A 14375-nucleotide genomic window follows, 5' to 3' on the forward strand; every position below is an offset into this window, starting at 1 on the left:
GGTGGGTCGGGCGCTGGGGTCCCATACCCTTGGAGGCGAAGTAAAGGGGGAGGGGGCGGCCGCAGGCCGACGCCGGAGGACATTCGCCGGAAAGGGTATGGGGCCCTAGCGCCCGACCCACCGACTACCGCTTTATCCCACTCAGTACGCAAATTCCTTGAACACCGGATCGATGTTGCCGCCCCACTCGCCGTGGAACAGCGCCAGCTTGCGGTCGGCCGGGGTCAGCCCGGAATCGACGATCTCCTGCAGCACGTCCAGGAACTTGCTTTCGTCCTGGCCATCGGCGTTGCGCGCGGCGCGGCGCTTGAGGCCGGCCACGGCGATCTTCAGCGCCTCGCGCGACAGGTCCAGCACGGTGCCGTTGCGGAACGGCAGCTTCAACCCATGCTTCGGCACGCCGTCGCGCAGCACGTTGCGCTCGACCAGGCTGAAATCACGCACCAGTTCCCAGGCCGCATCCAGTGCGGCATCGTCGTACAGCAGGCCCACCCAGAACGCCGGCAATGCACACAGGCGGCTCCACGGGCCGGCATCAGCACCGCGCATTTCCAGGTACTTCTTCAGGCGCACTTCGGGGAAGGCGGTGGTCATGTGGTCCGACCAGTCGCGCAGCGTGGGCAGCTGGCCCGGCAGCACCGGCAGCTTGCCGACCATGAAGTCGCGGAAGCTCTGGCCGCTGGCATCGTTGTACTTGCCATCGCGGTAGGAGAAGTACATCGGCACGTCGAGCAGGTAGTCGACGTAACGCTCGTAGCCGAAGCCGTCCTCGAACACGAAGTCGAGCATGCCGGTGCGGTCGTTGTCGGTGTCGGTCCAGATGTGCGAGCGGTAGCTCTGGTAGCCGTTCGGCGCGCCTTCGGTGAACGGCGAATCGGCGAACAGCGCGGTGGCGATCGGCTGCAGCGCCAGCGACACACGGAACTTCTTCACCATGTCCGCTTCAGTGGCGTAGTCCAGGTTGACCTGCACCGTGCAGGTGCGGGTCATCATGTCCAGGCCCAGCGTGCCGACCTTGGGCATGTACTCGCGCATGATCTTGTAGCGCCCCTTGGGCATCCACGGCATCTCGTCGCGGGTCCACTTGGGCTGGAAGCCCATGCCCAGGAAGCCCAGCTGCAGTTCGCCGGCCACCTGCGCCACTTCATTGAGGTGGGTGCCGGTTTCCACGCAGGTCTGGTGGATGGTTTCCACCGCCGCGCCGGACAGTTCCAGCTGGCCGGCCGGTTCCAGCGTCACCGAGGCGTTGTCGCGCAGCAGCGCGATGGTGCGGCCGTCTTCCTGCACCGGATCCCAGCCGAAGCGGGTCAGGCCGTTGAGCAGGGCTTCGATGCCGCGGTCGCCGTCGAAGGTGGGCGGGCGCAGGTCGTCCAGGCGGAAGCCGAACTTCTCGTGTTCGGTGCCGATGCGCCACTGCGCCTTGGGCTTTTCGCCGGAGGCCAACGTGGCGACCAGTTCATTTCGGTCGGTGATCGGCGTCTCGGCGACGTGGCTGGGGCTCGACAAGGGGAGGCTCGCAGGATTCTGGTCAGGGCGGGGATGTGGGGTTGCAGCCCCCGCATCGCAAGGGCGCACTATATCGTGGCGTCCCCCACCGTCGCGTCACCGTGACGGTTTTCAGCATCCTATGAAAATGGGCTTGACCGGGCCGCAGCGCCGTTGCGACGCATTTCGCCCCGCGCGGCGGGCGCGCCCTACACTGCCCCCATGAGCCGATCCAGACATCCGGAAGTACATCGCTCCGACCGCGTGGGCTGGCTGCGGGCCGCCGTGCTGGGCGCCAATGACGGCATCGTCTCGGTGGCCGGGCTGGTAGTCGGCATTGCCGCCAGCGGTGCCAGTGCCACCACGATACTGGCCACCGGGATCGCCGGCACCGTGGCCGGGGCCATGTCGATGGCGGCCGGCGAGTATGTGTCGGTACAGTCGCAGGTCGATACCGAGCATGCCGACCTGGCGGTGGAGAAACGCGAGCTGCATGAAGACCCGCACAGCGAGCTGGAGGAACTGGCGGCCATTTACCGGCATCGCGGCCTGACCCCCGACCTGGCCCAGCAGGTGGCGGTGCAGTTGACCGCCCACGATGCCCTGGCCGCGCATGCGCGCGACGAGCTGGGCATCACCGAGGAACTGCGCGCACGCCCGCTGCAGGCCGCGATGGCCTCGGCCGGTGCCTTCATCTGCGGCGCGGCGCTGCCGGTGCTGACCGCGCTGCTGGCGCCGCACGTGTACGTTGCACAGGTCACCACCGCCGCCACCCTGGTCGGCCTTGGCCTGACCGGCGCGATGGCCGCGCGTGCCGGGGGCGCACCGCCGCTGCGCGGCGCGGTGCGGGTAATGTTCTGGGGCGCATTGGCGATGGCGGCCGCAGCACTGATCGGCCAGTTGTTCGATACTGCGCACTGATGAACGCCCTCCTCCACCCGGCCTCGCTGCTGGACGACATGGCCAGCCTGGCTACCTGCGCGCGTGCCGACGGCTACGCGTGCGTCACCGCGCGCCGCGAACACGGCGCCTCGTCGGTGGACATCCCGCAGCCGCAGTTCGCGATCCTGCTGCAGGGGCGCAAGCAGGTGACCTGTGGCACGCAGTCGCTCACGTTCATGCCCGGCGATCTTTTCCTGATCACCCGCCGCTGCCGCATCGACGTGGTCAACATTCCCGATCCGCACAGCGGCGTGTACCTCAGCGCGATCGTGCCGCTGTGCAGCGAGGCGCTGGCGGCCGCGCGCGTGCTCTGGAACGAACCGCTGCCCGAGGCCGGCGACGCGCTGGCGCGGTTGTCGCTGGACGACCACGGCGACACCTTGCGGCAATGGCGCCAGGCGCTGGAACACGCGCGCTACACCGAGGCCCGGCTCGCGCTGGCCGCGCTGGTGCTGGCATTCTGCCGGCGCGGCCACGGCAGCCTGCTGGTGCCCCCCGAGCCGAGCCTGGGCGAGCGCATCCGTGACCTGATCGCCGCCCAGCCCGAACGCGACTGGCAATCGCGCGACTTCGAAGCGCAGCTGGGGCTGAGTGGTGCGACGCTGCGGCGGCGGCTGGCCAGCGAGCAGGCCAGCGTGCGCGCGCTGATCGCCGATGCACGCCTGGCGCACGCGATGAACCTGCTGTACACCACGCAGCTGCCGTTGAAGACCGTGGCCGCGCGCGTGGGCTACCGCTCGCTGGGCAGCTTCAACAAGCGCTTCGCCGCGCGCTACGGGCTGGAGCCGGGGGCAATCGGCAACAGTTGAGCCGGCGAGCGGATCACGGCGCATTCTGAGCAGTACGCGGCGACGTGCGCGCGCAGCATGGAGACACCGCGGCACCGCCGCCTTGCGTAGACCCTGCCATGCGCCTTCCTCGCGTTCGCTTCCTTGCCGCTGCCCTGTTGGTGGCCACGGCCACCAGCCCCGCCCTGGCCACCACCACGCACACGCCCTCGGCACAGGTGCCCGGCGTCTACCACCAGCAGATCGGCACGCTGCAGGTCACCGCGCTGTTCGACGGCACCGTGGCACTGGGCCGGCAGGAACTGACCGGGATCGAGGCGGGCGCGGTGACCCGCCTGCTCGACCACCGGTATGTGCCCGAAGACGGCAAGGGCCTGCAGACCGCAGTCAACGCCTACCTGGTGCAGCGGGGCAACCACCTGACCCTGGTGGATACCGGCACCGCCACCTGCTTCGGGCCCGGCCTGGGCCAGGTGTTGGGCAACCTGCGCGCGGCCGGTTACGACCCGGCCGAGGTGGACGACGTGCTGCTCACCCATGCCCATCCGGACCACCTGTGCGGGCTGCTGGATGCGCAGGACAAGGTCGCCTACCCCAACGCCACGGTCTGGTTGTCGGCCGCCGACGCGGCCTATTGGCTGGACCCGGCCAGCGAAGCCACCGCGCCGCAGGGCGTGCGCTTTGCCTTCGCGCTGGCGCGCAAGGCGGTGGCACCCTACGAGGCCGCAGGCAAGCTGCGCCGTTTCAGCCCGGGGCAGGTGCTTCCGGCGGGGGTGACCGCGCTGGACAGCCATGGACATACGCCGGGCCATGTGTCGTGGAAGCTGGACGCCGGCAACGGCCCGTCGCTGCTGGTGTGGGGCGACATCGTGCATTTCCACGCGGTGCAGTTCGCCCAGCCCCAGGCGGCCTACGAGGCCGACAGCGACCGCACGGCCGCCGTCGCCAGCCGCCGCGCAATGATGGCCCAGGCCGCGGACGGGGGCTGGTGGGTGGCCGGTGCGCACCTGCCGTTCCCGGGGCTGGGCCACGTGCGGCGCGAGGGCGAGGCGTTTGCGTGGGTACCGGGGGAGTTCGCGCCGTTGCCGGGCCGTTGACCCTGGGGTGCGCGGCATTCGTCGGCGGGCCGCGAGCTGACCGCCGTTCGTTGGCGGCCCGCACGCTGACCGGGTAGTGCCGGCCGCTGGCCGGCTCCTCTTTCGGCCGGATCTATCGGGAGCCGGTCAGCGGCCGGCACTACCGGGATCCGCGCACCGTTACGGAGCCGGCCAGCGGCCGGCATTACCGGAATGCGTGCGCCGTTGGCCGGTACCCCGGCCCATGGTTACGGGGCTGCGCGGTGTTACGCGGTTTCGGGGGCCGGCTTGTTCAGGCCCAGCCAGCCGCCGATGATGCCGCGGGCTTCGTCCACGCCCTGGCGGGCCGGTCCGGAGAAGGTCTGCACGCTGACGGTGTCGCCGAACGAGGACTGCAGTTCCTTGCGCACCTTCTGCAGGGCGATGCCCTGCTGGCCACGGCCCAGCTTGTCGGCCTTGGTCAGCAGCGCGTGCGCGGGCAGGCCGCGCTGCACAGCGTAGGCCAGCATCTGGCGGTCGTAGTCCTTCAGCGGGTGACGGATGTCCATCACCACCACCAGGCCACGCAGCGCCTCGCGGGTGCGGAAGTACTGGTCGATGAAGGCCTGCCAGTGGGCCTGCAGGTCCAGCGGCACCTTGGCGTAGCCGTACCCGGGAAGGTCGACCAGCTTGGCCTCCGGGGTGACTTCGAAGAACACCAGCTGCTGGGTGCGGCCGGGGGTCTTGGAGACCCGGGCCAGGCTGTTCTGGCGGGTCAGGGCGTTGAGGGCGCTGGATTTGCCGGCGTTGGAGCGCCCGGCAAAGGCAACTTCGGCCCCGACATCCTCCGGCAATTGCCGGGTGTTGTGGGCCGAAAGCAGATAGTGGGCACGTTCGAGGAGCAATGACATGCCCATAGGATCGCATGTCCGGGCCGGATCCGCGCTGCCGCGGCCGGTTTTGCTGCACCCTGCGTTGACCGTGGCGTGAAAGCGCATGGATAATCGGGCGATCCCCGCGGGTGCACCCTGCACCTGCCAGGCCGGTCCACACGGAGCTTCCGCATGCGCCACGCTCGCGTTCTTGCCGTTTCCGCTGTTGCTGTATCGCTGCTGGCCGCTGTTGCGGTCGCTCAGACCTCGATCACGCCCCTGCCTGACAACGGGCCGATCAAGACCGCGTCGCTGGAGGTCGATTTCAGCAAGACCACCTGGGGGGATGCCAAGGCCGGCCAGACCAAGGCCGCCGCCTGCGCCGCCTGCCACTCGGCCGATGGCAACTCCACCGTGGAGATGTATCCCAGCATCGCCGGGCAGAGCGAGCGCTATACCGCCCAGCAGATGGCCTTGATCGCCAACGGCCAGCGCACCTCCGGGGCCTCGGCGGCGATGGTGCCGTTCGTGCAGGACCTCACTCCGCAGGACATGCGCGACATCGGTGCGTATTTCGCAACGCAGAAGGCCAGCGCCGGGCTTGCCGACGATGGGCTGGTGGGCGAAGGTCCGTACGCCGGCAAGAAGTTCTACGAGATCGGGCAGCAGCTGTATCGCGGGGGCGATGCCGAACGCGGCATCCCGGCGTGCATGGCCTGCCACGGTCCCACCGGCGCCGGCAACCCGGGCCCGGCCTACCCGCATATCGGCGGGCAGCATGCGGCCTACGTGGCGCGCCGGCTGCAGGAGTACCAGGCCGGCACCACCCAGGAAACCGACAAGGCACACTTCCAGATCATGGCCACCATTGCAAAGCAGCTGACCGAGCAGGAGATCCAGGCCCTGGGCAGCTACCTGCAGGGCCTGCACAACCGCGCCGACGATGTCGCCTCGGCCACCCCCGCACAACCGGCGAAGGCCCCGTAAAGACCGCTCGGCGGCGCAATGGCCGCCCCGCCCCCGTGGCGGGTTATGTTCACCGCCACGCCGGCACTGGGCCGGCGTTGTTTTTTCCGATGGAGATGGATGTAGATGATGTTGATGCCCCGCCTGATGCTGTTGCTGCTGGCCCTGAGCCCCCTGTCCACGCTGGCGGCCGCGCCGGTCGCGCTGGTCGAAGGCACCGACTACGAACTGATCGAACAGCCGGGCCCGTATGCGCCGCTGGCCGGCAAGATCGAAGTGGTGGAAATGTTCGGCTACACCTGCCCGCATTGCGCGCGCTTCGAGCCGCAGCTGGAAGCCTGGGCCGCCAAGCTGCCCAAGGATGTGCGCTTCACCCCCGTGCCGGCCGCGTTCGGCGGTGTCTGGGATTCGTTCGCACGCGCCTACTTCAGCGCCGACCAGCTGGGCGTGGCCAAGCGCAGCCATCGCGCCATGTTCGAGGCGTTGCATGAAAAGAACAGCCTGCCCATGCAGAACGTCTCGCCGGACGAACTGGCCGTCTTCTACAAGGACTACGGCGTGGCACCGGAGCGTTTCCTGGCCACCATCAAGGGCGATGCGGTCGAGCAGAAGCTGAAGGCCGCCCGCGCCTTCGCCCAGCGCACCAAGGTGCCCGGCACTCCGGCCCTGGTGATCAATGGCCGTTACCTGGTCAAGGGTGACTCGTTCGAGGCGCTGCTGCGCAACGCCGACGCCCTCATCGTCAAGGCCCGCAGCGAACGCACGCGCTGAGTGCAGGCTCGCTGAACCGTCACACACCGTCCACGCCGGACGCGCGTTGGCGCATGCCATCATTCCCCTCTGGCCGGCACCCCGGGTGCCGGCCCCACCATGTTCATCCGCTGGAGATGCCTAGATGAAGACCCGTTTCGCGATTTCGCTGCTGGCCCTGCTGCCGATCCTGGCGGCCTGCAAGGCCCAGGACGGCACCGCCAACACCACTGCCCCGACCGAACCGGCCACCCCGAGCAGCACCCCGGCCGCCGAGCCGGCCGCGCCGGCCACCGAAGCACCCGCTGCCAGCGGTGACACCGCCGCCGCGGAAACCGCCGCGGCCGCCGCGACCACCCCGGCCCCGGCTGCGGCGTCCTCGCGCCCGACCGGCCCTGAGCCGGTGGCAGGCACCGATTACGTGCTGATCGAAAACGGCCAGCCGTTCCAGCCGGCCGCCGGCAAGATCGAAGTGGCCGAGATCTTCGGTTACGTGTGCCCGGCCTGCGCCGCGTTCCAGCCGCTGATCGGGCCGTGGAAGGCCGGTCTGCCGAGCGACGTGAACTTCGTCTACGTACCGGCCATGTTCGGCGGCACCTGGGACAACTACGCGCGTGCCTTCTATGCGGCACAAAGCATGGGCCTGCAGGAAAAGACCCATGAAGCGCTGTATTCGGCCATCCACGCCGAGCAGACCCTGAAGGGCGAGCGCGGTCGTGATTCGGTCGAAGACATCGCCGCCTTCTACGCCAAGCACGGTGCCGACGCCAAGCAGTTCGCCAGCACCATGAGCAGCTTCGCGGTGAATGCCAAGACCAACGCGGCCAAGCAGTTCGCCCAGCGCAGCCAGATCACCGGCACGCCGTCGGTGATCGTCAATGGCAAGTACCTGGTCAAGGGCAAGAGCTTCCCCGACATGCTGCGCATCGCCGATCACCTGATCGCCCGCGAACGCGCCGCCAAGGGCAACTGATTTCTACCGAGCCTGCCACCGTCGTGAATTCCCCCACCACGCGGACCCTGCGCCTGCTGACGGCCAACATCCAGGCCGGCAGCAGCACCCGCCGCTACAGTGACTATGTGACCCGCAGCTGGTCGCATGCGCTGCCGGCGGGGCGCAAACGCACCAGCCTGGACGCCATTGCCCAGCTGGCGCGCGGTCATGACATCGTCGGCCTGCAGGAGGCCGATCCGGGCAGCCTGCGCTCGGGCTTCACCAACCAGACCCACTACCTGGCCGAGCGCGCCGGCTTCAATTACTGGAGCCACCAGCCCAACCGCCGCATGGGCGGGGTGGCATCCAGCGCCAACGGCCTGCTGAGCAGGCTGGAACCGGTGGAAGTGCAGGACCACGCCCTGCCCGGCCGCATCGGCGGGCGCGGCGTGCTGCTGGCCAAGTTCGGCGAAGGTAGTGAAGGCCTGGCCGTTGCCGTGGCGCATCTGTCGCTGGGGACCAACTCGCGGATGTCGCAGTTGGCCTTCATTGCCGACCTGCTTACCGACCATCCCAACGCGGTGCTGATGGGCGATTTCAACTGCCTGGCCGACCGTCCCGAAATGCAGGCGCTGTACCAGAAGACCACGCTGCAACCGCCGGGCTGCGCGGTGCCGACGTTCCCGAGCTGGCGCCCGGACCGGGCCATCGACCACATCCTGCTCAGCACCGGCCTGCAGCAACGCAGCGCCGAAGCGGTCCCGGCCGCGTTTTCGGACCACCTGGCGCTGGCCATGGAAATCGACGTACCCAGCCACGCGCTGCGCTGACACGTCCGGATTTCCGCTACACCAGATTCGTAGAGCGGGGCTCTGCCCCGCTGCGTCAACATCCGTAGAGCGGGGCTCTGCCCCGCTGCATCAAAATCCGTAGAGCGGGGCTCTGCCCCGCTGCATGTCCGCAACGGCCGGGCAGAGCCCGGCGCTACGTTGCTGCATTTCCCGATCGGCCGGGCAGAGCCCGGCGCTACGACCCGCTGCACGTCCGCGATCACCCCGCTGCGTCAAAATCCGTAGAGCGGGGCTCTGCCCCGCTGCATCTCCGCGACTGCCCCGCTGCATCTCCGCGACAGCCGGGCAGAGCCCGGCGCTACGTTGCTGCATTTCCCGACAGCCGGGCAGAGCCCGGCGCTACGTTGCCGATCGGCCGGGCAGAGCCCGGCGCTACGATCTGTTGCATGTCCGCGATGGTGGGGCGACGCAGCCCGCGTGGCGGGCGCGTAAACAGCCCCTCCACAGCCGCTGTGCGCTAATGCTCCGGGTCTGCCGAGTTCGGCATCGAGAGCCTTCCCTCCCCATGAGCGCTGTGGAGTCGCCTCCCTACGAGGTACGCACGCTTCGACCGGTCTTCCTGCTTGCCGCCACGATCGTGGCGGCATTTGCCATTCTGGTCGCCGCGTTTCCCATCCAGTCCGGCAGCCTGCTGCTGGACGCGCAGACCTGGGCGTCGCGCAACGTCGGCTGGTACTACCTGCTGGCGATGACCGTGTACCTGGTCTTCGTGGTGGGCGTGGCCTTGTCCGGCTACGGCAACGTCAAGCTGGGCGCGGATCACGACGAACCGGAGTTCAGCTATCTGTCCTGGGCCGGCATGCTGTTCGCCGCCGGTATCAGCATCACGCTGTTCTTCTTCTGCGTGTCCGAACCGCTCACCCATTACCTGCTGCCCCCACAGGGCGGCGTGGGCGAAGGCGAAGCCAGCGCGCGCCAGGCGATGCAGCTGCTGTTCCTGCATTGGGGCCTGCACGGCTGGGGCGTGTTCGCGCTGGCTGCCATGGCACTGGCCTACTTCGCCTACCGCCACAACCTGCCGCTGGCGCTGCGCTCGGCGCTGTATCCGCTGATCGGCAAGCGCATCAACGGGCCCATCGGCTACACCGTGGATGCGCTGGGCATCGTGGCCACCGTGTTCGGGCTGGGCGCGGACATGGGCTTTGGCGTGCTGCACCTCAACGCCGGGCTCAACACCCTGTTCCCGGTGCCGCATGCGGCCTGGGTGCAGGTGGGGCTGATCGTGCTGATGATGGGCGCGGCCATCACCGTGGCCGTGTCCGGCGTGGAAAAAGGCGTGCGCTGGATGTCCAACATCAACATGCTGCTGGCGATCGGCCTGCTGCTGTTCATGCTGTTCGCCGGCCCCACCCAATACCTGCTCAACGCGCTCATGCAGAACATGGGCGACTACCTGGGCAACGTGGTCGGCAAGAGTTTCGACGTGTATGCCTACGGCGGTCGTCCGGACTGGCTGGGCAACTGGACGGTGTTCTACTGGGCCTGGTGGATCGGCTGGGCGCCGTTCGTGGGGCTGTTCATCGCGCGCATCTCGCGCGGACGCACCATCCGCGAGTTCGTACTGGGTGTGCTGCTGATCCCGCTGGGCTTCACCCTGGCGTGGCTGTCGATCTTCGGCAACAGCGCGCTGGACCAGATCCTGCACCACGGCCACGCGCACCTGGCGCAGATGGCGGTGGATAACCCGCCCACCGTGCTGTACGCGCTGCTGGAAAGCTATCCGTGGAGCCGCGCGGTCATCGCGGTCACGGTGATCGTCAGCTTTGTGTTCTTCGTCACCTCGGCCGACTCGGGCACGGTGGTGCTGTCCACGCTGTCCTCGCATGGCGGCGCCCCGGAAGACGACGGCCCGCGCTGGCTGCGCGTGTTCTGGGGGGTGATGACCGCGCTGGTCACCGCCGGCCTGCTGCTGGCCGGCAGCATGGATGCGCTCAAGTCGGCGGTGGTGCTGGCCTCGTTGCCGTTCTCGGTGGTGCTGCTGCTGATGATCTGGGGGCTGACCCGCGCCTTGGGCGAGGAGTCGCAACGCAAGAAGGCCTCGCAGTATTCGCCGATACCGCTGATCGGGCAGTCGCGGCACCAGCGTGGCTGGCGCCAGCGCATCACCCAGGCCGTGCATTTCCCGGTGCGCGACGAGGTGTACCGGTTCATGGACACCGACGTGAAACCGGCCATCGAAGCGGTGGCCGCGCAGCTGGGCGAACAGGGCCTGGACGTACAGACGAAGTTCGAGCCCGGCCAGATGGAACTGACCGTGGACCATGGCGAGCAGCAGGTGTTCACCTACCAGGTGATCATGCGCGGCTACCTCACCCCGTCGTTCGCCGCACAGCGCTTCCGCAACCTGCGCTACTACCGCGCCGAAGTGCACCTCTATGAAGGTGGACAGGACTACGAGCTGTTCGGCTACAGCCGGCAGCAGATCATCAACGACATCATCGACCAGTACGAGCGCCACCTGCAGTTCCTGCATCTGACCCGTTGAACCGCTGGTCTCCCGCTGCAAAGGAGTCATCAACATGCCTACATTCCCCGACCAACAGCTCTACATCGGCGGCCGCTACGTTCCCTCGCAGGGCGGACGCACCTTCGAGGTCGTCAACCCGGCCACCGGCGCGGTGCTGGCCAAGGTGCACAGCGCCAACAGCGACGACCTCGATGCGGCCGTTGAAAGTGCACAGGCCGGCCAGAAGGTGTGGGCCGCACTGACCACGGTGGAACGCTCGCGCATCCTGCTGCGCGCCGTCGCCCTGCTGCGCGAGCGCAACGACGCGCTGGCCGAGCTGGAAACGCTCAACACCGGCAAGCCGCTCAGCGAAACCCGCAGCGTGGACATCGTCACCGGCGCCGACGTGCTCGAGTACTACGCCGGGGTGATGCACGGGCTGGAAGGCAGCCAGGTGCCGCTGCGCGACGGCAGTTTCTTCTACACCCGGCAGGAGCCGCTGGGCGTGGTCGGCGCGATCGGCGCATGGAACTACCCGATCCAGATCGCCCTGTGGAAGGCCGCCCCGGCGCTGGCCGCCGGCAACGCGATGATCTTCAAGCCCAGCGAAGTGACCCCGCTGACCGCGCTGAAGCTGGCCGAGATCTTCACCGAAGCCGGCCTGCCCGATGGCGTGTTCAACGTGCTGCCCGGCGATGGCGCGGGCGTGGGCACGGCACTGACCGAGCACCCCGGCATCGAGAAGATCTCCTTCACCGGTGGCACCAGCACCGGGCGCAAGGTGATGGCCAGCGCCTCCAGCTCCACCCTCAAGGAAGTGACCATGGAACTGGGCGGCAAGTCGCCGCTGATCGTCTGCGCCGACGCCGACATCGAGCTCGCCGCCGACGTGGCGATGATGGCCAACTTCTACAGTTCCGGGCAGGTCTGCACCAACGGTACCCGGGTGTTCGTGCCGCAGGCGCTGCTCACCGACTTCGAGCAGGCGTTGAGCGAACGGATCGCGCGCATCCGCATTGGCGATCCGTTGAACGAGGACACCAACTTCGGCCCGCTGGTCAGCGCCGCGCACATGCAGCGCGTGCTGGACCACATTGCCAGCGGCAAGGCCGAGGGCGCACGCCTGGTCTGTGGTGGCGAGCGGCTCACCGACGGTGCGTTGGGCAAGGGCTGCTATGTGGCCCCCACCGTGTTCAGCGACTGCCGTGATGACATGCGCATCGTGCGCGAGGAAATCTTCGGGCCGGTCCTGAGCCTGCTGGCCTACCAGACCGAAGAGGAGGCCGTGCGCCGCGCCAACGCCACCGAGTACGGCCTGGCCGCGGGCGTGGTGAGCGGCGACCTGAGCCGCGCGCACCGCCTGATCCACCAGCTGGAGGCCGGCATCTGCTGGGTCAACTGCTGGGGCGAATCGCCGGCGCAGATGCCGGTGGGCGGCTACAAGCAGTCCGGCGTGGGCCGCGAGAACGGCCTGGCCACGCTGCGCGCCTACACCCGCACCAAGTCCATCCAGATCGAACTGGACCGCTACGCGTCGGTGTTCTGAACCGGCCTGACAGGAGACCCCCGCGATGAAGCGCGAGTACGACTACATCATCATCGGCGCCGGCTCGGCCGGCAATACGCTGGCCGCGCGCCTCACCGAGGACGCCGGCGTCAGCGTGCTGCTGCTGGAAGCCGGCGGCCCCGACTACCGCCTGGATTTCCGCACCCAGATGCCGGCCGCGCTGGCCTACCCGCTGCAGGGCCGCCGCTACAACTGGGCCTATGAAACCGAGCCGGAACCGCACATGGACAACCGGCGCATGGAGTGCGGGCGCGGCAAGGGCCTGGGCGGCTCGTCGCTGATCAATGGCATGTGCTACATCCGCGGCAACGCGCTGGACTTCGACAACTGGGCCCGCTTCGACGGCCTGGAAGACTGGAGTTACCACGACGTGCTGCCGTACTTCCGCAAGGCCGAAACGCGCGACATCGGCCCCAACGATTACCACGGCGGCGACGGCCCGGTCAGCGTGGCCACGCCGAAGAACGGCAACAACGTGCTGTTCCACGCGATGGTGGAGGCCGGCGTGCAGGCCGGCTACCCGCGCACCGACGACCTCAACGGCTACCAGCAGGAAGGTTTCGGCCCGATGGACCGCACCGTGACCCCGCGCGGCCGCCGCTCGAGCACCGCACGCGGCTACCTGGACATGGCCAAGGACCGCGCCGGGCTGGAGATCGTGGTGCATGCCACCACCGACCGCATCCTGTTCGCCGGCAAGCGCGCGGTGGGCGTGCGCTACCTGGCCGGCAACAGCGCCACGCCGATCGACGCCACCGCACGCCGCGAGGTGCTGCTGTGCGCCGGCGCCATCGCCTCGCCGCAGATCCTGCAGCGCTCCGGTGTGGGCGCCCCGGCGCTGCTGGCCGCGCTCGGCGTGCCGCTGGTGCACGATCTGCCCGGCGTGGGCGAGAACCTGCAGGACCACCTGGAGGTGTACATGCAGTACGCCTGCAAGAAGCCGGTGTCGCTGTACCCGGCATTGCAGTGGTGGAACCAGCCGGCCATCGGCGCGGAGTGGCTGTTTGCCGGCACCGGCATCGGTGCCAGCAACCAGTTCGAAGCCGGTGGTTTCATCCGCACCCGCGACGAATTCGAGTGGCCGAACATCCAGTACCACTTCCTGCCGGTGGCGATCAATTACAACGGTACCAATGCGGTCAAGGAACATGGGTTCCAGGCGCATGTGGGGTCGATGCGCACGCCCAGCCGCGGCCGCGTGCATGCGAAATCGCTGGACCCGCATGCGCATCCGTCGATCCTGTTCAACTACCAGTCCACCGACCAGGACTGGCAGGAATTCCGCGACGCCATTCGCATCACCCGCGAGATCATCGCCCAGCCCGCGCTGGACGAATACCGTGGCCGCGAGATCAGCCCGAGTGCGGACTGCAAGACCGATGCGGAGCTGGATGCGTTCGTGCGGGCCCGTGCCGAGACCGCCTACCACCCGTCGTGCTCCTGCGCGATGGGCACCGACGCAATGAGCGTGGTGGACGGCCAGGGCCGCGTGCACGGCATGGAAAGCCTGCGCGTGGTGGACGCCTCGATCATGCCGCGCATCATCACCGGCAACCTCAACGCCACCACCATCATGATCGCCGAGAAGATCGCCGACCGCATCCGCGGCCGCGCCCCGCTGCCACGCAGCACGGCGGACTATTACGTAGCCGGAGACGCGCCGGTAAGGAACCGGTAGAGCCGGGCTCTGCCCGGCTGCGACCCGGTCCGGCACCACGC

The 14375-nt window shown here is 68.5% G+C and carries 12 protein-coding genes; 10 read left to right on the forward strand and 2 right to left on the reverse strand.

The annotated features are described in order from the left end of the window. Positions 1-141 precede the first annotated feature (141 nt). Entirely contained in the window at positions 142-1506 is a 1365-nt protein-coding gene (locus ABIA71_RS11295) for a glutamate--cysteine ligase (RefSeq protein ID WP_354285276.1), read from the reverse strand. A 201-nt stretch (positions 1507-1707) separates the two neighbouring features. Here ABIA71_RS11295 and ABIA71_RS11300 point away from each other — a divergent pair, with 201 nt between their 5' ends. The 3 genes from ABIA71_RS11300 (at position 1708) to ABIA71_RS11310 (ending at position 4312) form a co-directional block, all read left to right on the forward strand. Then, entirely contained in the window at positions 1708-2406 is a 699-nt protein-coding gene (locus tag ABIA71_RS11300; protein ID WP_354285277.1) for a VIT1/CCC1 transporter family protein, read from the forward strand. Next, positions 2406-3236 carry a helix-turn-helix transcriptional regulator gene (locus tag ABIA71_RS11305; protein ID WP_354285278.1) on the forward strand — a complete coding sequence of 277 codons (831 nt, stop codon included), beginning with the start codon at positions 2406-2408 and terminating at the stop codon, positions 3234-3236. Before ABIA71_RS11300 ends, ABIA71_RS11305 begins: the two co-directional genes overlap by 1 nt. A gap of 98 nt (positions 3237-3334) precedes the next feature. Next, a complete protein-coding gene (locus tag ABIA71_RS11310; RefSeq protein ID WP_354285279.1) occupies positions 3335-4312 on the forward strand; it encodes an MBL fold metallo-hydrolase in 978 nt (325 codons plus the stop codon). Between the two features lie 245 nt (positions 4313-4557). Here the strand turns inward: ABIA71_RS11310 and yihA are convergent, their stop codons facing one another. Continuing rightward, positions 4558-5181 (reverse strand): ribosome biogenesis GTP-binding protein YihA/YsxC, encoded by a 624-nt coding sequence (gene yihA / locus ABIA71_RS11315; protein ID WP_038686269.1) that lies wholly within the window; start codon positions 5179-5181, stop codon positions 4558-4560. Between the two features lie 153 nt (positions 5182-5334). Between yihA and ABIA71_RS11320 the strand changes: the two genes are divergently transcribed. From ABIA71_RS11320 to betA, 7 genes are all read left to right on the forward strand, one after another. Further along, positions 5335-6129 (forward strand): c-type cytochrome, encoded by a 795-nt coding sequence (locus ABIA71_RS11320; protein ID WP_038686267.1) that lies wholly within the window; start codon positions 5335-5337, stop codon positions 6127-6129. A 105-nt stretch (positions 6130-6234) separates the two neighbouring features. Beyond that, a complete protein-coding gene (locus ABIA71_RS11325) occupies positions 6235-6879 on the forward strand; it encodes a thiol:disulfide interchange protein DsbA/DsbL (protein ID WP_354285280.1) in 645 nt (214 codons plus the stop codon). 124 nt (positions 6880-7003) lie between these two features. Then, a complete protein-coding gene (locus ABIA71_RS11330) occupies positions 7004-7831 on the forward strand; it encodes a thiol:disulfide interchange protein DsbA/DsbL (protein WP_354285281.1) in 828 nt (275 codons plus the stop codon). A gap of 53 nt (positions 7832-7884) precedes the next feature. Then, positions 7885-8622: an endonuclease/exonuclease/phosphatase family protein gene (locus ABIA71_RS11335; protein ID WP_181394082.1), complete on the forward strand. Its 738-nt coding sequence runs from the start codon at positions 7885-7887 to the stop codon at positions 8620-8622. Between the two features lie 526 nt (positions 8623-9148). Beyond that, positions 9149-11128 (forward strand): choline BCCT transporter BetT, encoded by a 1980-nt coding sequence (gene betT / locus ABIA71_RS11340; protein WP_128097979.1) that lies wholly within the window; start codon positions 9149-9151, stop codon positions 11126-11128. A gap of 34 nt (positions 11129-11162) precedes the next feature. Beyond that, the gene (betB, locus tag ABIA71_RS11345; protein ID WP_354285282.1) at positions 11163-12635 is read left to right on the forward strand and encodes a betaine-aldehyde dehydrogenase; all 1473 of its coding nucleotides are present in this window, start codon (positions 11163-11165) and stop codon (positions 12633-12635) included. 25 nt (positions 12636-12660) lie between these two features. Continuing rightward, positions 12661-14334, forward strand: a complete 1674-nt coding sequence (gene betA / locus ABIA71_RS11350) for a choline dehydrogenase (RefSeq protein ID WP_354285283.1) — start codon at positions 12661-12663, stop codon at positions 14332-14334. Positions 14335-14375: the final 41 nt, after the last annotated feature.

It is taken from the genome of Stenotrophomonas sp. 2619, from assembly GCF_040548725.1.
Taxonomy (GTDB): domain Bacteria; phylum Pseudomonadota; class Gammaproteobacteria; order Xanthomonadales; family Xanthomonadaceae; genus Stenotrophomonas; species Stenotrophomonas maltophilia_AP.

Bases quoted from the DNA above. Each gene is read 5' to 3' on its own strand.
- ABIA71_RS11300 (WP_354285277.1), top strand. From the start codon at position 1,708: ATGAGCCGATCCAGACATCCGGAAGTACATCGCTCCGACCGCGTGGGC.
- ABIA71_RS11305 (WP_354285278.1), top strand. From the start codon at position 2,406: ATGAACGCCCTCCTCCACCCGGCCTCGCTGCTGGACGACATGGCCAGC.
- ABIA71_RS11310 (WP_354285279.1), top strand. From the start codon at position 3,335: ATGCGCCTTCCTCGCGTTCGCTTCCTTGCCGCTGCCCTGTTGGTGGCC.
- yihA (WP_038686269.1), bottom strand. From the start codon at position 5,181: ATGTCATTGCTCCTCGAACGTGCCCACTATCTGCTTTCGGCCCACAAC.
- ABIA71_RS11320 (WP_038686267.1), top strand. From the start codon at position 5,335: ATGCGCCACGCTCGCGTTCTTGCCGTTTCCGCTGTTGCTGTATCGCTG.
- ABIA71_RS11325 (WP_354285280.1), top strand. From the start codon at position 6,235: ATGATGTTGATGCCCCGCCTGATGCTGTTGCTGCTGGCCCTGAGCCCC.
- ABIA71_RS11330 (WP_354285281.1), top strand. From the start codon at position 7,004: ATGAAGACCCGTTTCGCGATTTCGCTGCTGGCCCTGCTGCCGATCCTG.
- betT (WP_128097979.1), top strand. From the start codon at position 9,149: ATGAGCGCTGTGGAGTCGCCTCCCTACGAGGTACGCACGCTTCGACCG.
- betB (WP_354285282.1), top strand. From the start codon at position 11,163: ATGCCTACATTCCCCGACCAACAGCTCTACATCGGCGGCCGCTACGTT.
- betA (WP_354285283.1), top strand. From the start codon at position 12,661: ATGAAGCGCGAGTACGACTACATCATCATCGGCGCCGGCTCGGCCGGC.